Raw genomic sequence first — 17,898 nt, 5'->3', positions numbered from 1 at the left:
GACCCGGTGCGTGCCGATCCCGATCATCGCGGTGGTGACCTGGACCGATTCCCAGACCGCGCGGGCGCCGGTGCGCAGTCCCGTAGCGATCGCGCGCACAGCGCCGGTGCGCGCGGCGACGCCGGCTTCCGGGCCGAGCGCGCGCACCGCGAATCCCGTCGCCAGCGCACCGCCGGCCACCGAACCGATGGCACTGACCCCTACCGCGACCGCCGATCCGGTATCCCCCGCGCCGATCAGCCCGATCACCGCGACCGACGCCGCCGCACCCACCCCGGCACAACCGGAGGCCACCGTGGCGAGCACCGAATTCGTCGGCACCAGCCAGCGTTGCGCCAGCACCCGTGGCAGCGCGGCCGAGACGCCGGCCATCACGAATCTGCTGATACCGACCACCGCGAGCGCTAGCAACAGCAGCGGCGTTTCGCCGATCCCGGCCAGCAGACCGAGGCTCACCACGCCGATCAGCACAGCGCGCAGTGCATTCGCCACCAGCAGGACCGTGCGCCGGTCCCATCGGTCCAGTAGCGCGCCCGCGTACGGGCCGATGAAGGAATACGGAAGCAACAGCACCGCGAAACCGGCCGCGATCGCCACCGGATCGGTCTCGCGTTCAGGGTTGAACAGGATGGCACCCGAGAGCGCCGCCTGGAACATGCCGTCACCGAACTGGCCGGTGAAGCGGACCAGCGCAAGGCGCGCCACACCTGGGCTCTCCCGCAGGGCGGTGCGAAAGGCCCTGGCCTTGTCGAGTGCGTTCATCGGCGGTGCGGGGGTGGCAGGCTCGCCGGCTTCGTCCGCGCCATGGCGGTTGTCGGGGCGAGCACTGGACACGGCCGTGAGGCTACCCGGAGCAGGCGCCGTCGATATTTCCGAGCAGGCCGGTCGTGGTCGCGGCACGGGGTGTGGTCAGCGAATTCCGGTGCTGACCAGTGCGATGACTGTTTGGCGCATATCCGGCGCCATCGGCAGCTCGGCCAGCGCCTCGGCATCGATCCAGGCGTAGGCATCGTGTTCGCCGGGCGCCAGTTCGACCTCGCCGGGTTCGGCCTCCACGACGAAGGCGAATTTCCGGACCCGGGCCTTCGTTCTGGTGGCGTAGTCGAAGCTGCCCAGAAAATCCGTGATCGCGCGTAACCGTAGGCCGGTTTCCTCGTGCAGTTCCCTGGCGACACTCTCGGCGAAGCTTTCCCCCGTTTCGACACCACCGCCGGGTAGTTCGTACATGCCGCCGTGATAATCGTCCGGTACCCGCCGCACGACCAGCAGTTTCCGGTCCCGGAATACCGCGACGCCGACCACGAAGTCGCTGATCCCGTCGCGGTGCGCCTCGGTGCGGAGCTGCCGCTCGACGCGGGCGAGTGTTTCCGGTCGCATCCGGCCCATCCCTCCGGTTCCCTTGGGGCACATTCTGTTACGCCACCGCACCGATTCGGCAGATCGGCCGGTACTGCTCACCTACCGTTCATCCGCTGGTCGCTCGCGTAAAATGCCGAGTGCAGACAATTTACAAGGAATGGGGAGTATCGCGCGCCTGCGGTCGCGCCCGCGGTACTTCGACCGGAAAGGCGATGGTGCCAGGGCCCGAGAGGAGGACCGCGATGTCCACACTCACGACTCCGCATATTGATGTCCATCGCGGCGGCGACCGCATGAAAACGCGTATCTCGTGGCTCGATTCGAAACACTCGTTCTCGTTCGGTCAGCACTACGACCCCGATAACACCCATCACGGGCTGTTGCTCGTGAATAACGAGGATATAGTTCTGCCAGGTCAGGGCTTCGATACCCATCCGCACCGGGATATGGAGATCGTCACCTGGGTGCTGAGTGGCAGCCTTGTCCATCAGGATTCCCTCGGCCACAGCGGAATCATCTATCCGGGCCTGGCCCAGCGTATGAGCGCCGGCACCGGAATTATGCATTCGGAGAAGAACGATTCCTGGCGGCTGGACGGGAATCGGCCCGAACACGACGAGCCGGTCCATTTCGTGCAGATGTGGGTGCTGCCGGATGAGCCCGGCGTCGACCCCGGCTACCAGCAGCTCGAGATCGACGATCAGCTGGCCGGCGGCGGCCTGGTCACCGTCGCTTCCGGGCTGCCCCGCTATCGCGATCGCACCGCCATCGCCATCAACAGCAGCCATTCGGCCCTGCACGTGGCCCGGCTCGCGGCCACCGAACCCGGCCGTCCCGATTCGGTCATCGAGCTGCCCGACGCGCTGTATCTGCACGTGTTCATCGCGCGCGGCGAGGTCGACATGGAGGGCGTCGGCCCGCTCTACGAGGGCGACGCGGTGCGGATGACCCGCTCGGGTGGGCAGCGCATCACCGCGCGGATGCCCTCGGAAGTCCTGGTTTGGGAGATGCACGCGCGCCTCGGCGGTCCGTAGGCGGCGCGCCGGGAGCGGCCGCCGACGCACCGAAACCCGGGCGGTGCGCCATTAACATCGAAGGCCGGTAGGGGCGATCACCCGATGCCCGACCAGCGGCCCGACCGAGAGGACCACCATGTCGCAGTATCCGCCTCCTCCCGGCAACTATCCATCCCCGCCCCCCGGCCAATACCCCGCTAAGCCCGAATACTGGCAGGAATCGCCCCAGCGCAAGGGTCTGGCGATCACCGCGCTGGTGCTCGGCATCCTGGCCGTTCTGAGCTTCCTGACGGTCGTCGGCGGTGTCCTGTTCGGCCTTTTCGCGGTGATCTTCGGGGTGATCGCGGTGATCAAGGCGATGCGGGGCCGCGCGGGTGGAGCGGTCATGGCATGGATCGGGCTGGTTCTCGGCGCGCTCGCGATCGTCGGCGCCGTCGTCGCCGGAATCCTCTACTGGGGCTTCGCCGAAGAGACCGGCTTCACCGACTTCTACGACTGCGTGAGCAATGCGGGCAACGATCAGGCCAAGATCGATCAGTGCGAACGCGAATGGAACCAGCGCATCGAAGACAAGATCGGCGTCACTCCGACTCCCGCGCCCTGACCGCGACCGCCCTGGTCGCGGCCACCACATCGCCGAACTCGGGCCGGTAATCGCCTTGCGGCGGATTGATCCAGATCCGGTAGCCGTTGCGTTCATCGGCCGGTGACGGCAGCACGATCTGGCTGCCCGGCAGCGCCACCGACGCGCATTCGCGGAACAGGTCCGCGAACAGGTCGGTATCGAGGTAGGAGTCGTCGACCGGTTCGGTCAGGAAGGTCCAGCGGGAGGAGCGCGGATGGGCGATGATCGGGCCGTTGCGCATGCCGCGGCTGTCGAGCCGGTCGTGCACCCGCTCGCCGAGCACGGCAGGCATGGCCACCGCGCCGACCGCCCCGATTTCGAGCACGATGCGGCCCAGCGCCTGATCGACGTCGGCGAACAGACCGTGTTCGGTGCGGTAGCGGCGGCAGCGGGCCACCGGATCGGAGTCGGCGCGGAGATCTCGGGGCGGATGGGGCGCGGGATAGCTGCCCGGCTCGGAATCGGTGCGGGACGTACTCATGACGAACCTCGCCCTCGGCGCTGGTGGATCTCGTACAGGTTGGGATCGACCGCTGACCTCGACAGTAGACCCGGCCACCAGCGCTGACAATAGTCACACGCCGATGACTTGCCCGGGCGTAGCATCGGCTGCCATGGCACCCGTTTCGCCGACAGTTGCCCGCTGGGAATTGGTGCTGCGGCTGCGTGAGCTGCGCGAACAGCGCGGCTTCGACTCGGCCGGATTCGCCAAGCTGGTCGGCTTCACCCCGGCCAACTGGTCACATGTGGAAAAGGGCAGGCGGGTGCTGACCACCAACACCATCGGCCCCGTGCTCGACCAGCTCGAGGTGGAGCCGGAAGAACGCACCGAACTGCTCGAACTGCTGCGGGCGAGTAAACAGCGCGGCTGGTGGGCGAAATCCTCGGCGCTGATCGGGCCGGAACTACAGCGCCTCTACGGAATGGAGTACGGCGCCCAGAGCATCCGCAGCTACGACAGCTCCGTGGTGCCGGGCCTGTTGCAGACCGAGGCCTACGCCAGGGCGCTGATCAGCGCCGATGTCATGATCCGGCCGGTGCAGGTGGAGCAACTGGTGGCGATCCGGTTGCAGCGCCAGCAGCGGTTGCGCGGGACCGATCCGGTGGAGTTGACCGCGGTGGTCGGTGAGGGCACGCTGCGCCAGCAGACCGGCGGGCCGGATGTGCTGGCCGACCAGTTGCGTCATCTGGTGGATCTGATGACCGAGCTCGACAATGTCGAGGTGCGCGTCATCCCGTTCACCGCGCCGGCCGGGGCGGTGCTCGGTGGGTCGAGTTTTCATCTGATCGATTTCGCCAGCGAGCGGCTGCCCACCTTCGGCTGGGCCGAGAGCGCGGTCTTCGGCGGCGCCGTCGACGACCCGGAGCAGGTCCGTGATCTGAGCTTCGCCTATGTGCGCGCACTCGAACAATCGCTGTCGCGAGAAGACTCATTATCCCTGCTCAGACGGTATGTGGTCGGGTAAGATGCGGCCCATGGCCACCACCGCGAAGTACCGGCCGCATGCCGGCGGCTGGTTCACATCGAGCAGATCCAACAACGGAAACCAATGCGTCGAGGTTCGGTTCGATGGTGATGCGGTGCTCATCCGTGACAGCAAATACCGCCGCAACCCGGCCAACCGCCCCGACGAAGAGCCCATCATCACCGTCACCGCATGCGAATGGACCGCATTCATCGACAGCGTCACCGGGCGCGGACCCGCCACCAGCGTCGTGACCGTGCACACCGCCGACGACGGCCACACCAGTCTCGGCCACCGCGCCGTCACCCTCACCTACACCCCCGAGGAGTGGCAGGCCTTCCTCGACGGCGCCATCGCCGGCGAGTTCGACCGCATCATCCTGCCCGCTTGAACTCACTCACAGACTTCCCGCCCGCCCGCCGATCGTTTTCCGCGGCACGAGGTTTCGAGACGGCCCGGCGTGGGTGCGCCGGGCGCGCGGCCGCGTCGTCAGTTCTGGTAGTCCCCGCACACCGGTGGAAGGATCGACGACATGACCGCTGGACCGCCGGGTGCCGACGAGGCTTCGTTCATCGAGGTGGTCCGCTCCGGCGATGCGGCGAGGTTCGCGCTCGTCACCGAGCGGCACCGGCGTGAGCTGCAGGTGCACTGTTACCGGATGCTCGCGAATTACGAGGACGCCAAGGACATGACGCAGGAGACGTTCCTGCGAGCGTGGCACAAGCGGGAGTCGTTCCGGGGCGACGCGGCGCTGCGGACCTGGCTGTACCGGATCGCGACCAACGCCTGTCTCGATTTCCTGGACAAGCGCAACGACCGCATCCCGGTACCGTCCGAGCTGTCGGACGCCGAGGTGCTGTACCTACAGCCGTACCCCGACCGGATGCTCCCCGAGGACCCGCAGGAATCGGTGGTGGCCAGGGAGACGATCGAGCTGGCGTTCATCGTCGCGGTCCAGCACCTGCCGCCGCGGCAGCGGGCGGTGTTCATCCTGCGCGACGTCCTCGGCTGGCCGTCGCCCGCGGCGGCCGACGCCCTCGAGCTGACCGTAGCCTCGGTGACCAGCGCACTGCAGCGGGCCCGCGTGACGATGCGTGAGCAGCTGCCCGACCGCCGCCTCGACTGGCGCGGCCCCGCCACCCATGAGCTGTCGGCTGACGAGCGCGCCGTGGTGAAGTCCTACATCGCGGCCCATGAACGCAACGACCTCGGCGCGTTGACCGCCCTGCTGCGCGACGGTCTGCGCTTCGCGATGCTGCCCGAGATGGGCACCGTGATCACGACGGCCGAGGACGCGGTGGACGGCTGGGTCGCCGGCGGGCTCTTCCAGCGCGGCAAGGACGACTGGCGCGGTATCGCCACAACGGTCAACCGTATGCCTGCCGCCGCGCTGTACCTGCGCACCCCTGGTGACCGGGAGTACCGGCCGTTCGCCCTCGCGGTCCTGCACATCGTCGACGGGAAGATCGCCGAGCTCACCGGATTCGACGTCACCGGCACACCCTGGCTGGACCTGCCGCCGACGTTGTGATCACACAGGGCCGGGAGGCCGGCACGGTCGGTCTCATCCACCCACGGCCGAGGGGCACGGTCAGCACGCGGGCAATGGCTGCGCCCCGGCCTCATGAGCCGATCGTCCGGCCCCTGCTCATCGCCTCGTTTCGTATCGAGTCAGCAGTACGCCGCCGGGAAATGTCCGGGTCTCCACGAGGTTCAGGGTCACCCAGTTGTCCAGTGTGGTGAAGAACGGCGTGCCGCCGCCCACCAGCACTGGGTGCGTGACCAGCACGTACTCGTCGATCAGTCCGGCCCGCATGGCCGCCGCGGCCACCGTCGCGCCGCCGATGTCCATCGGGCCGCCGTCCTCGGACCTGAGCCGGGTGATCTCGGAAACCGGGTCGCTGGTGACCAGGCGGGTGTTCCAGTCGACCGTCTTGGTCGTCGAGGAGAACACCACCTTCGGCATGTCCCGCCAGCGGCGGGCGAACTCGATCTCCGCCGGTGTGGCGCCGGGCTGTCGGTCGGCGGTCGGCCAATGCGAACTCATCGCCTCCCACAGCTTGCGCCCGTACAGCGCCAGGCCGGTCGTCGCCACCCGGTCGGACCACCACCCGAACAGCTCGTCGCTCGCCGACGAGTCCGGCCCCTCACCACCGCTCCAGCCGAGGTCGTCGCCGGGCGCGGCGATGTAGCCGTCCAGGGTCACATTCATGGCAAAGGTCAGTTTCCGCATGTGGAGCCTCCTGTGAGTCGATGCACATGTACTGACGGCCGCGGCGGGAAAACCTGATCGGTGCGCTTTCACCTCACCCCACAGACATCACACCCACCGGCATACTGGTGATCGTGACCTCCGAACTGACCAGTCCCTCCGGTATCGACCTGTCCTACCTCGACCCGGCCGTTCGGGTGCAGGACGACCTGTTCGCGCATGTCAACGGCGCCTGGCTGCAGTCCTATGAGATTCCGGCCGACCGGGCCGTCGACGGCGCCTTCCGTACGCTCTACGACCAGGCCGAACTCGATGTGAAGGCCATCATCCAGCAGGCCGGCGGTGCGCCGGGCAGCGAGGGCCGCAAGGTCGCCGACCTGTATGCCAGTTTCATGGACACCGAGCGGGTCGCGGCGGCCGGGCTCGCGCCGATCGCCGGTGAGCTGTCGGCCATCGCCGAGGTCGCCGACCGTACCGCGTTCGCTGCCCTGCTCGGCAGCCTGCAACGGACCGGCGTGGGCGGGGCGCTCGCGGTCTACGTCGACACCGACGACAAGAACTCCCAGCGCTACCTGGTGAACCTCACCCAGTCCGGCATCGGCCTGCCCGACGAGTCCTACTACCGCCAGGACGAATTCGAGGCGATCCGCACGGCCTATATCGCCCATATCGACCGGATGTTCGCGCTCGCCGCCGGCGACGAGGCGGTAGCCGGGCTGCTGCCCGCCGAGCCGGTGGGCCGCCGGGTATTCGAACTCGAACGCAAGCTCGCCGCCGGGCACTGGGATGTGGTGCGCCGCCGTGAAGCCGAGTTGAGCTACAACCTGCGCACGTTCGCCGAGCTGAGCACCGAGCATCCCGAATTCGATTGGCAGGCCTGGGGTTCGGCGCTGTCGGAGAATGTCGCCGCGGATGCCGGCGAACTGTTCGCCGAACTCGTCGTGCGTCAGCCCGAGTACCTCGGCGTCTTCGCCAGGACCTGGGAACAGGAAGCGCTGTCGGATTGGCAGGCGTGGGCGATGTGGCGGGTACTGCGGTCCCGCGCACCGTATCTGACCGATGCGCTGGTGGACGAGAACTTCGACTTCTACGGCCGGACCCTGACCGGCGCCCAGGAGAACCGCGAACGCTGGAAGCGGGCGGTATCGCTGGTGCAGGATCTGCTCGGCGAGGCCGTCGGCAAGCTGTATGTGGAGCGGCACTTCCCGCCCGCGGCCAAGGAACGCATGGTCGAGCTGGTGGAGAACCTGCGAGAGGCCTACCGGCGCAATATCTCCGAGCTGGAATGGATGGGACCGGACACCAGGAAGGCCGCGCTGGCCAAGCTGGAGAAGTTCACTCCGAAGATCGGCTACCCCGACCGCTGGCGCGACTATTCGGCGCTGGAGATCGCCGCCGACGATCTGGTCGGCAATTACCGACGCGGTTACGCCTTCGAGGTGGACCGGGATCTGAACAAGCTCGGCGGCCCGGTGGACCGCGACGAATGGCATATGACGCCGCAGACCATCAACGCCTATTACAACCCCGGAATGAACGAAATCGTTTTCCCCGCAGCCATTCTGCAGCCTCCGTTCTTCGACATGAACGCCGACGACGCCGCCAACTACGGCGGGATCGGCGCGGTGATCGGGCACGAGATCGGCCACGGTTTCGACGATCAGGGCGCCAAGTACGACGGCGACGGCAATATGGTCGACTGGTGGACCGATGCCGACCGGGACGAATTCGCCAAGCGCACAAAGGCATTGATCGATCAGTACGGCGTGCTGTCGCCGGCGGATCTGCCCGACGAGCACACCGTCAACGGTGAATTCACCATCGGCGAGAACATCGGCGATCTGGGCGGGCTCTCGATCGCGCTGGAGGCGTACCGGATTTCGCTGAACGGCGCCGAGCCGCCGGTCATCGACGGGCTGACGGGTTTGCAGCGGGTGTTCTTCGGCTGGGCGCAGGTGTGGCGCACCAAGGCCAGGCCGGAGGAGGCCATCCGCAGGCTGGCCACCGACCCGCATTCGCCGCCGGAGTTCCGCTGCAATGCCGTGGTGCGCAATATCGATGCCTTCCACGAGGCCTTCGACATCAAGCCGGGTGACGCCCTGTACCTGGAGCCGGAGGAGCGCGTCAAGATCTGGTAAGGCCGCATACGACAACGGCGGCGCGTCCTGAAGGGACGCGCCGCCGTTGCTGTGTCAGGGGTAGATCAGTTCCAGTCGCCGAGACCGTCACGCTGGTTCAGGGTGCCGCCCGCGGTGTTCTGCACGATCACCGCGTCGCCCTTCTTCACGTTCTCGAAGAACCACTTGGCGTCCTCGGTGCTGACGTTGAGGCACCCGTGGCTGACGTTGGACACACCCTGCTGGCCCACCGACCACGGCGCGGCGTGCACGAAGATGCCGCTGTTGGAGATGCGGGTGGCGTATTCGACGTCGAGCTTGTAGCCCTCGGGATCGTCGATCGGCACACCGTAGGTGGAGGAGTCCATCACCATTTCGCGGCGCTTCTCGCCGACGATGTAGGTGCCGTTGGGGGTCTCGTGGTCGGGCTTGCCCATCGAGGTCGGCATGGTCTTGACCACCTCGCCGTTGCGGGTGACGGTGATGGTCTTGGTGTTGTCGTCGGCGGTGGCGATCAGCGACTCGCCGATCCGGAAGGCGCTGCGGCTGCCGCCGGCCTCCACCACGACGTCGGTCTCGGCCGGCCAGAACTCGTTCGGCCGCCAGCGCACCTGCTTGTCGCTGAACCAGTAGAAGTGGCCATCGGCCGGGTTCGACGAGGTGATCTTGATGGCGCGCTCGGCGGCGGCGCGGTCGCCGACCGGCTCCTTGAAGTTGATGATGATCGGCTGCGCGACGCCGACCACCTCGCCCTCGCCGGGGTTGAGGGTCGGCGGTGCGAAGTTGGCCTGCGGCGGCACCGGTTCGGTGGCCATTTCCGCCGAACCCGACGGTAGGTGGGGCGCGGCCTGGGCAGGAGCGACGAGCAACGCGCCCGCGGCGGCGATCGCCGCGGTCAACAGAACGCCCTGGCGGAGCCGGTGCGCGCCGCGACGGCGCGTGGTCATCGACTCGGTGGTCTTGGCGGCATACATATGTTCTTCGTCCATTCCATCTCTCGGCCGCACCCGGTCGCCGTGGATTGCACGGCGCGTTCGCGCGCGACCTGCGGAGCGGCCCGGTGACTGCTCACCGGACCTGCGGAGCACCCCACGGCTCGGCGTCGAAACCTGCGCCTCCCCGCGACGTACGCATCGTTCTCGGCGCACCGACGGGTCGTGGAGCCCGGAGCGGCCCCGACCGGGTACCCGCGGATCCGCTGCCGTGACGGCGGCGACCCTGGCGGCCACACCTACCGCTCCGCCGACCATTCCTACCGTTGATGAGCCGTCGTTTCCAGCCGGGTACTGCGGTCATAGGCAAGCGCCACCGGTTGTTCGTTTGCGCATCCGCCACCATCGCGTACCGGTGTGCGTCGAAACGCGCCGCTCACACCGGTGAGTCGAAGGTGGTGCGACGATCGGCCCGGCCGGTCGGTATCGGCGGGCCTCAAACCTGGTGGTGAGCTAAATCACTCGAGCACGGTGAACCGGATCCGCCTGCTGGGTCCGGTGGCGATCCCGCGCGGCAGTGCGCGTGGCAGGCGGCCGCGATCCGCCGGGGGCGCGAGCCGCAGCCGGGTGCGGCCGATGATGGTCGCGAGGGCGATGCGCAGTTCGGTCTCGGCCAGAGCGGCACCCACACAGCGGCGATGACCGCCACCGAAGGGCGCGAACTCGAACGGGGTGTAGCGGCGGTCCAGGAAACGTTCTGGGCGGAACCGGTCCGGCTCGGACCACACGGCGGGATCGGAGTGCAGCAGCGGAATCGCGACCCCCATGATGTCGTCAGGTGCCAGCGCCGCACCGCGCAGCGTGTACGGCGCGGTGAGCCTGCGCAGCACGATCGGCACGGCCGGATGCAGCCGCAGGGTTTCCTGGCAGACGGCGTCGAGATAGGGCAGCCGGAGCAGTTCCTCCGGTGCGGCATCGGCGCCCGCGTCGCGCAGTTCGTCGCGCAACCGGTGCAGTACAGCGGGTTCGCGATGCACTCGCAGCAGCGCCCAGACCAGCGTGTTGGCCGTGGTCTCGTGACCGGCGACGAGCAGGGTCCGCAGCTGATCGCACAGGTCGTGATCGGAGATCGTGCTGCCATCGTCGTAGCAGGCGCCGAGCAGGGTCGAGGCAATGTCCTCGCCTGCCGTGCCGACGTATTGGTCGTCTGCCGTGACGTCGCGTCGCTCTGTGATATCGGCGAGCAGCAGCTGATCCAGCCGTTCGCGGGCGGCGACGAACCGGTCCCATGGCGACAGTCCGAACAGACCGTGGCGCAAGACCGGCGCCAGCATCAACGGTCCGGAGAAGCTGCCGAGGAATGCACCGATCGCCGCGATATAGGCGGGCCGATGTTGCGTACCTACCCCGAACACCGCGTCCAGAATCACCCCCAGTGTGATGGCGGTGGCGGCCGAGCGCGCGTCGACGACGGTCCCGGGCCGCCAGGAATCCACCTCGCAGCGCACCGATTCCGCGATGAGCTTGCCGTACCCGCGTACCCGCGTCCCGTGTAGTGCCGGCGCCAGCAGCGCACGATCGCGCCGATGCCGTTCGCCGCCGGTCAGGATGAGCGAGGCCGTGCCGACGAGCGGTTCGATCGGATTCGGCCGCGGCGGCACCAGCGTGTCGACCGGCGCGCGGAACAGCTCGCGGGCGCCCTCGGGTGTGCCGGTGAAGACCGCCTCCCCCAGTCCGGGGAACGGCAGCAGGAATGGATCGCCGTCACGCTCGCGGCGTCTGCGGAAATACCACTGGAAGTCCACGCCCGCGGCGGCGGCATGGACGAGCGCCGCGCGCGGCCGGCGCAGCACCACCTGCCCGGCGCGGGTGCTCGGTTCCATACGGCTGGATACGGCCGGCGGCCGGCGGTGGTTCAGTATTCGTGGACAGTGTCGAGATCGTCGACGGGACGTTCCTTGCGGACGGTATTGCGCGCCAGCGCCGCCAACCGGGCCAGCCGGGCGTCACCGAGCGCGGTCACCGCGTTGCCCAGCCGATTGGTGACGAACGCGACCGACATGCCGAGCAGCGGATCGGCATACGCGCCGGACCCGCCGACACCATAGTGCCCGAACGCCTTTCGCGGCTGCTGTTTGGTCATCAGCACCGGACGGTGATAGCCGAGGGTGAATCGCAGCGGGAACCCGAGCACATAATCGCGGCTCTCGGTCGGCTGTACCTGATTGATCTTGTCGATGGTCTCGGGTTTCAAGAACTGGATCGTGCGCCCGCGCTCGGCGCCGAGCCCGGCGACCTGCCCGCGGTTGGCCAGCGCCCCGTACATCCTGGCCAGCGCCCGCGCCGAGAACACGCCGTTCCAGCCCGGCATCACCGCATCGTGCACCCGCGGGTCGCGGACCAGCTCGTCGAAGCTTTCCGGCATCCCGGCCTCGGCCAGCCCGCGGATCGGCCGCACCCATGACAGCACCGACGACGCGGTGTTCCAGCGGATGCCCGGCGGGGCCAGATGCGGGAACGTCTTGGCGATCCGGTAGCGCTCGGATTCGGGCACCCGGAACCAGAATTCGTCCGTCCCCAGCGGGACGGCGATCTCGCGTCGCAGCACGTCGGTGAACGAATCGCCGGTCACCCGCTGCACCAGCTCGGCCACCAGCCAGCCGAAGGTGATGGCGTGGTAGCCGGAGGTGCGGATGCGCCGCGGGTCCGGCGGGCTGTCGGCCAGCGCCCGCACCACCGAGTCGTAGTCGAGGATGCCTTCGCGCCCCGGCACCAGCCCGCGCACCCGGTGCAGGCCCGCGCGGTGGGACAGCACATCGCGCACCGTGATGTCCTGTTTGCCGTGCGCGGCGAATTCCGGCCAGTACTCGGCGACGGGCGTGTCGTAATCGATGAGTCCGCGTTCGGCCACCCGGTGCAGCACCGTCGACGCGACGCCCTTACCGGTGGAGAAGGTCAGCGCGACGTTCTCGCCGTTCCAGCGCTTGTCCTTGGCGGCCCAGCCGGCCCAGATGTCGACGACCGGTTCGCCGTCCAGGTAGATCGCCAGCGCCCCGCCGCCCCGGCTGGGCTGAGTGAACATGCCGAAGAAGTGGTCGGCCAACCGGATGAACCGCGGGTCGACCACCATCTCGCGCGGGGCCGAGAGCCGGCGCGCCGGTTCGGCCGTGCTCACGACCGCTGCCAGCGGCCCACCGGAGTCGCCAGGCAGGCATCGCCGGTGCCGGCGTTCCAGGCGAAGGCCGCCACGCCGAGGCACACCACCGCGTCGTCGGCGGAGAACACCTGGGCGCGGGAACCGTCCAGCGCCAGCGAGATCGCCATCGCGGAGGAACCGGGTGCCTCACCCACCGGCAGCAGCGATGTCAGTGCGACGGCGTCGGGCCCGAGACCGACGGCGATCGGCACGCCACCGACCCCTTCGCTCGCGCCGAGCCCGCCTGCCGCGCCGATGCCGACGGCCGTGGCGCCCGACGATGCTATGGCGTAGCCGATGCCGTCCACTCCGGCCGAGCGCGCCTTACCTGTCGGCCCCGAACGCGCGCGGCAGCCGTGGTCGCCATCGAGGATCATCACGTCTGCCCCGTTGTCCGCGGCGCATTGCACGGTATTTGCCGAGGCCGCGGCCGGTACCGCGAGACAGGCCCCGGCGGTCGCGGTGGCGCAGGCGATCGCGCTGATCAGCTTCATGTTCGACTCCTCTCGCACCGGCCTCCTCACCATAGGCGAGATCGTTGCTGCGGGGGCGGTTCCCGGCGCATGCGCGACGCGCGGCGCGGCGTTCGACTCGACCGCGCCGAAGCGGTGGTGTATTCATTTCGAGGTATTTCAAGCACTGGTGTGGACTTCGGATTCGTATGGGGGTGTGAGTTCGGCGTTGTAAGTTCGGGAGGACTTTTCGTGTCTGGTCGATCGACCCTCGTCCATCGCGCGCTCGCGGCCTGTGCCGTCGCCGCGGCGCTCGTACCGTTCGCCGCGGGGTGTAGCACCACCGTGACCGGTACCGCGCAACCCGCGCTCGACAACGCCATATCTCCCACCAGCAGCGCCGAATCGACCTCCGATTCCGAGCCGACCAGCACCCGCGCGCCGCGCAGCACCACGAGCACCGCCCCGACCGGCGGCAACACCTCCTTCGACGCCGAGATCGGCGACTGCGTCACCCTCGGCGGCACCACCACCGACGCCGAGATCGACCAGGCCTCCTGCGGTAGCCGCGCGGCCAACTACAAGGTGATCGGCAAGGTGGCCAAGCGGTCCGAATGCGTCAGCGACGCCGACAGCTACTACGCCGAAACCGTCAACGGGGTCGAGCAGGGCGCGCTGTGCCTCGACATCGACTGGGTGGTCGGCGGCTGCATGGATGTCGGCGGTGAGGATCCCAAGCGGGTGGACTGCACCGAACCGGCCGTCGACGGCGTGAAGGTGGTCTCGATCGAGCAGGACGCCGACTCCGCCGATGCGTGCGGCGCGGGCGGCAGCGGGTACGTGTACCCGGAGCGCCGGTTCGTCGTGTGCGTCGAAGAGCTGTAGTCCCGCCGACGCGACAGTCGCCGTTCCGCGGGATCGGGCTCCCGGCGCCGGACTCCTGAAACGAGGAATGAGCGGGCACTCGTGCCCGCTCATTCGCCGAAGGATCTATCGGAGTGGATCAGATGGGCCGGAAACCCGAGCCCGTCCCGCCGCGCGCGTTGACGTCGTCCATGATCGCGGTCAGGTTGGTGCCGACCTCGGGACCGAAGCAGGCGATGGCCAGGTAGGCGTTCACCATGCCGACGAGGGTGGAACCGACGACCACCGGCGCGCCGGAATCGCCTTCGACCACGCACATCTGGGCCCAGGTCTCGTAGTTGGTCTGGAAGATGTCGCCCCACGTGACGCCGCAGGTGTTGCCGGTGGTCCGGCCCTCCTTGCAGACGATGGTCGGGAACTGCGGTGCGGCGCCGATCCCGGTGATGGTGACGTTGCCGATCCGGTTCACCGGGGTGATCCGGTTCGGATCGAACTGGATGACGGCGTAGTCGAGTTCGTGGTTGGAGAAGACGAACTTGCCGATCGGCCCGTAGCCACGGTCCACCTCGGCGTACACCTGCGCACCCGCGTCGCCGCAGTGCCCCGCGGTGAGTCCGACCAGTCGTCCCGCCGCATCGTGGCCGACCGTGGTGACCGTGCACTCGAACTGATTGTCGATGACGATGCCGGATCCGCCGCCGATGACCGGCGCCCCTGGTGCGGCGCCCGCGGCACCCGCGCCGGTCCCGAGCAGCGCCGCTCCGATGGCGACGGCGAGGACGGCGTTGGCCGCCTTGGCGAGTTTGCTGAACATGTCCCTCCAGACGTCGGAAGCCCGCACGATATCAATCTGCGAGACCCATCGTGTCAGTATTTGCGCTCGGGCGCGTCATCGGCCGGGTCGAGCCCGCCGGGACGCCGATTTCCATACATCTCGCTGTTGCTGTCTCATTCCATCGAAATAGCGCCTTGCTATCACCGACTCTATTATTGTCAGCGGAGTTTACAAAGCGAGTCCGGTCATGGTCGGCTGTCCAGAATTGAATCCGAGCAATTTTCGATGAACGGTTTCCCTATTTAATGGGAACGGGCCCGGGGGCGAGTCCGGCCCACATGCGGGGACTCTGTAACTTGTTTCAGTTCTTTTCCGCGAAAGATTGGGATCAATACCAACTCCGCGGCCATAACTCAGTGGTCACCGTGCATAGTGACAACGGTCTATGACCGCAATCACATGTCTATGGTGTGTTCTGCGCTACTCCGTAGTAAGGTGCGTCAAGCAAACAAGTCGTCGGGGCAGGTAAACCGACGTCGAGAGGGGTTAGTCAGTGCAGTCGACCAAGAGTCCACCAGCGGGTTCGAGATTGAGCGATGCGGTCGAGTGGACCAAGGACTACTGGCGCGACCATCCCAAAAAGTCGCTGGAAACCCTCGGCCGTCAGATGACGATGGGGGCACAGGCCGTCACCGAACTCGTCGTCGCCATCTTCCGCCGCCGGTTTCCGTTCGACGAGTTCATCCGCCAGTGCGCGTTCATGGCCAGCGTCGCCGCCGCACCGACGCTGCTGGTCGCCATCCCGATCGGCGTCATCGTCTCGATCCAGGTCGGTGCCGTCGCCGGCCAGGTCGGTGCCACCTCGTTCATCGGTGCGGCCAACGGTCTCGGCATCATCCAGCAGGGCGCGCCACTGGTCACCGTGCTGATGATCGCCGGTGCCGTCGGTTCGGCCATCTGCGCCGACCTCGGCTCCAGGACCATCCGCGAGGAAATCGACGCCATGAAGGTGATGGGCGTCGACCCGATGCGGCGGCTGGTCGCCCCCCGGCTCGGCGCGGCGATGATCGTCAGCGTGCTGCTGTGCGGGTTCGTCGTCTTCGTCGGCTTCCTGACCGGCTACATCTTCAACATCTTCGCCCAGGGCGGCACCCCCGGCTCCTACATCGCGACCTTCTCCTCGTTCGCGGTGACCTTGGATCTGCTGGTGGCGCTGATCAAGTCGCTGCTGTTCGGTCTGCTCGCGGCGATCATCGCCTGCGACACCGGGCTCAACACCCGCGGCGGCCCGGGCGGTGTGGCCAACTCGGTCAACACGGCCGTCGTCATGTCCGCGGTGATGTTGTTCGGCGTGAACGTCATCTTCACGCAGGTCTACAACACCCTCTTCCCCCCGACGGTGGTGTAGCCGGTGTCAGCAACCTATGTGCCGCCCCTGCTGCGGCCCTTCCAGAAGCTCCGCACCGCGGCCACCGCGCCCAAGGACATGCTGGCCCGGCTCGGCCACCAGGTGTTCTTCTTCCTGCGCTCGATCGGCTCGATGCCGCTGGCGTTCAAGCAGTACCCGAAGGAAGTCTGGCGGCTGCTGTCCGACGTCACCTGGGGCAACGGCAATCTCGTCGTCGGTGGCGGCACCATCGGCGTCATCCTGATCCTGTCCGCATTCGGCGGTATGACCGTCGGCATCCAGGGCCACACCTCGCTGAACCTGCTCGGCCTGAGCCCGATCACCGGCGCCATCTCGGCCTTCGCGACCACCCGTGAGCTCGGCCCGCTGCTGGCGGCGCTGGCGTTCGCGGCGCAGGCCGGCTGCCGGTTCACCGCTCAGCTGGGCGCCATGCGCATCTCCGAGGAGATCGACGCGCTCGAATCGGTCGCCATTCGCCCGCTGCCCTACCTGGTCAGCACCCGGATGATCGCCGCGATGATCACCATCGTCCCGCTGTACTGCCTCGGCCTCGCCATGGCCTACATCTCCTGCGCGCTCACCGTGCAGCTGATCGGCGGCACCGACAGCGGTACCTACATGCATTACTTCTACCAATTCCTGATACCGACCGACGTGCTCTATTCGCTGCTCAAAGCGATCGTGTTCGTCGCGATCACCACGTTCATCCAGTGCTACTACGGCTTCTTCGCCTCGGGTGGACCCGAGGGTGTCGGTGTGGCAGCGGGTCGCGCGATCAAGATGTGCATCATCGTCGTCGTCTTCGCCGACCTGTTCATGACCTTGGCAATCTGGGGTGTCAACCCCGGCATCCGGATCTCGGGGTAGGTAATGATCATCGATCCGAGTGGGCGCGGGCCCACCATGCGGCAACTGCTCATCGCAGGCGTGTGCGGGCTCGTCGTCTTCGCTGTCATTCTCGGTTTCCTAATGGCGCGCTATCAGGGCTACTTCGTTCCCAAGGTGAACGTCACCGCGAACCTCACCACCACCGGTGACGGCCTGCCGCAGGACGCCGACGTCAAGTTCCGCGGTGTGCTGGTCGGCGCGGTCGACAGTGTGTCGGTGGCCGCCAAAGGCGAACTGCAGCAGGTCCATATCGAGCTGAAGCCCGAGTACGTCGACGGCATCCCGGACAACGTCACCGCGCGCGTGGTGCCCAGCAACCTGTTCGCCGTCACCTCGGTCGAGCTGGTCTACAACGGCCAGTCCGACGGGCACCTGGAAGAGGGCTCCATCATCGAGGAGGACACCAGCAAGGGCACCGTCGCCTTGCAGGACACCCTCACCACGGTGCAGAACATCCTCGATCAGATCGACCCGATGCAGTTCGGCCGGGTGCTCGGCACCCTGTCCTACGCTCTCGACGGCAGCGGCCGGGTGCCCGGTTCCACCATCGAACGGCTTGACCGCTGGCTCACCACGGTCGACGAGTCG

General features: G+C 67.6%; 19 protein-coding genes. 10 read left to right on the top strand and 9 right to left on the bottom strand.

What is annotated here, in order from left to right; all coding sequences use genetic code 11:
- Window positions 1-762: hypothetical protein (locus tag RJ05_RS25925; protein WP_036541784.1), on the bottom strand; the 762-nt coding region annotated here is incomplete at its 3' end.
- A gap of 147 nt (window positions 763-909) precedes the next feature.
- Window positions 910-1,377 carry an NUDIX hydrolase gene (locus RJ05_RS25920; RefSeq protein ID WP_036541783.1) on the bottom strand — a complete coding sequence of 156 codons (468 nt, stop codon included), beginning with the start codon at window positions 1,375-1,377 and terminating at the stop codon, window positions 910-912.
- 224 nt (window positions 1,378-1,601) lie between these two features.
- On the opposite strand from RJ05_RS25920, the gene RJ05_RS25915 reads away from it, so the two are divergent.
- Together RJ05_RS25915 and RJ05_RS25910 are read left to right on the top strand one after the other, a co-directional pair.
- Window positions 1,602-2,393 (top strand): pirin family protein, encoded by a 792-nt coding sequence (locus tag RJ05_RS25915; protein WP_036541767.1) that lies wholly within the window; start codon window positions 1,602-1,604, stop codon window positions 2,391-2,393.
- Between the two features lie 118 nt (window positions 2,394-2,511).
- Window positions 2,512-2,979 (top strand): DUF4190 domain-containing protein, encoded by a 468-nt coding sequence (locus tag RJ05_RS25910; RefSeq protein ID WP_036541765.1) that lies wholly within the window; start codon window positions 2,512-2,514, stop codon window positions 2,977-2,979.
- Here RJ05_RS25910 and RJ05_RS25905 read toward each other — a convergent pair.
- Window positions 2,957-3,481, bottom strand: coding sequence for a hypothetical protein (locus RJ05_RS25905; protein WP_036541762.1), 525 nt, complete (start codon window positions 3,479-3,481; stop codon window positions 2,957-2,959). The two genes, RJ05_RS25910 and RJ05_RS25905, sit on opposite strands and share 23 nt — an antisense overlap.
- Before the next feature lie 133 nt (window positions 3,482-3,614).
- On the opposite strand from RJ05_RS25905, the gene RJ05_RS25900 reads away from it, so the two are divergent.
- The 3 genes from RJ05_RS25900 (at window position 3,615) to RJ05_RS25890 (ending at window position 5,997) form a co-directional block, all read left to right on the top strand.
- The gene (locus RJ05_RS25900) at window positions 3,615-4,466 is read left to right on the top strand and encodes a Scr1 family TA system antitoxin-like transcriptional regulator (protein WP_036541760.1); all 852 of its coding nucleotides are present in this window, start codon (window positions 3,615-3,617) and stop codon (window positions 4,464-4,466) included.
- A gap of 10 nt (window positions 4,467-4,476) precedes the next feature.
- Window positions 4,477-4,857 (top strand): DUF397 domain-containing protein, encoded by a 381-nt coding sequence (locus tag RJ05_RS25895; protein ID WP_036541782.1) that lies wholly within the window; start codon window positions 4,477-4,479, stop codon window positions 4,855-4,857.
- 141 nt (window positions 4,858-4,998) lie between these two features.
- On the top strand, window positions 4,999-5,997 hold the full coding sequence (locus RJ05_RS25890; RefSeq protein WP_036541758.1) for an RNA polymerase subunit sigma-70: 999 nt from the start codon (window positions 4,999-5,001) through the stop codon (window positions 5,995-5,997).
- 117 nt (window positions 5,998-6,114) lie between these two features.
- On the opposite strand, the gene RJ05_RS25885 is transcribed toward RJ05_RS25890, so the two are convergent.
- Entirely contained in the window at window positions 6,115-6,699 is a 585-nt protein-coding gene (locus RJ05_RS25885; RefSeq protein WP_036541757.1) for a dihydrofolate reductase family protein, read from the bottom strand.
- Between the two features lie 104 nt (window positions 6,700-6,803).
- Here RJ05_RS25885 and RJ05_RS25880 point away from each other — a divergent pair, with 104 nt between their 5' ends.
- Window positions 6,804-8,816, top strand: a complete 2,013-nt coding sequence (locus RJ05_RS25880; protein WP_373365086.1) for a M13 family metallopeptidase — start codon at window positions 6,804-6,806, stop codon at window positions 8,814-8,816.
- A gap of 65 nt (window positions 8,817-8,881) precedes the next feature.
- On the opposite strand, the gene RJ05_RS25875 is transcribed toward RJ05_RS25880, so the two are convergent.
- The 4 genes from RJ05_RS25875 to RJ05_RS25860 form a co-directional block, all read right to left on the bottom strand.
- Window positions 8,882-9,769 (bottom strand): L,D-transpeptidase, encoded by an 888-nt coding sequence (locus tag RJ05_RS25875; protein WP_373365085.1) that lies wholly within the window; start codon window positions 9,767-9,769, stop codon window positions 8,882-8,884.
- A 476-nt stretch (window positions 9,770-10,245) separates the two neighbouring features.
- On the bottom strand, window positions 10,246-11,610 hold the full coding sequence (locus tag RJ05_RS25870; protein WP_051016917.1) for a cytochrome P450: 1,365 nt from the start codon (window positions 11,608-11,610) through the stop codon (window positions 10,246-10,248).
- Window positions 11,611-11,642: 32 nt separating this feature from the next.
- Complete coding sequence (locus tag RJ05_RS25865) at window positions 11,643-12,857, bottom strand: serine hydrolase domain-containing protein (protein ID WP_051016918.1); 1,215 nt, start codon at window positions 12,855-12,857, stop codon at window positions 11,643-11,645.
- Window positions 12,858-12,898: 41 nt separating this feature from the next.
- The gene (locus tag RJ05_RS25860; RefSeq protein ID WP_051016916.1) at window positions 12,899-13,417 is read right to left on the bottom strand and encodes a DUF6764 family protein; all 519 of its coding nucleotides are present in this window, start codon (window positions 13,415-13,417) and stop codon (window positions 12,899-12,901) included.
- 210 nt (window positions 13,418-13,627) lie between these two features.
- Between RJ05_RS25860 and lppU the strand changes: the two genes are divergently transcribed.
- The gene (lppU, locus tag RJ05_RS25850) at window positions 13,628-14,260 is read left to right on the top strand and encodes an LppU family putative lipoprotein (RefSeq protein ID WP_036541753.1); all 633 of its coding nucleotides are present in this window, start codon (window positions 13,628-13,630) and stop codon (window positions 14,258-14,260) included.
- Window positions 14,261-14,378: 118 nt separating this feature from the next.
- Here the strand turns inward: lppU and RJ05_RS25845 are convergent, their stop codons facing one another.
- Window positions 14,379-15,053, bottom strand: a complete 675-nt coding sequence (locus tag RJ05_RS25845) for a S1 family peptidase (protein ID WP_036541751.1) — start codon at window positions 15,051-15,053, stop codon at window positions 14,379-14,381.
- Window positions 15,054-15,603: 550 nt separating this feature from the next.
- Here RJ05_RS25845 and RJ05_RS25840 point away from each other — a divergent pair.
- The 3 genes from RJ05_RS25840 to RJ05_RS25830 form a co-directional block, all read left to right on the top strand.
- A complete protein-coding gene (locus tag RJ05_RS25840) occupies window positions 15,604-16,422 on the top strand; it encodes an MlaE family ABC transporter permease (protein ID WP_228784596.1) in 819 nt (272 codons plus the stop codon).
- Between the two features lie 3 nt (window positions 16,423-16,425).
- Entirely contained in the window at window positions 16,426-17,289 is an 864-nt protein-coding gene (locus tag RJ05_RS25835) for an MlaE family ABC transporter permease (protein ID WP_036541747.1), read from the top strand.
- Between the two features lie 3 nt (window positions 17,290-17,292).
- On the top strand, window positions 17,293-17,898 hold a 606-nt coding region (locus RJ05_RS25830; RefSeq protein WP_036541771.1), incomplete at its 3' end, for an MlaD family protein.

This window comes from Nocardia cyriacigeorgica NBRC 100375, from assembly GCF_000308555.1.
Taxonomy (GTDB): domain Bacteria; phylum Actinomycetota; class Actinomycetes; order Mycobacteriales; family Mycobacteriaceae; genus Nocardia; species Nocardia cyriacigeorgica.
This window is presented reverse-complemented; position numbering and strand designations above follow the sequence as displayed.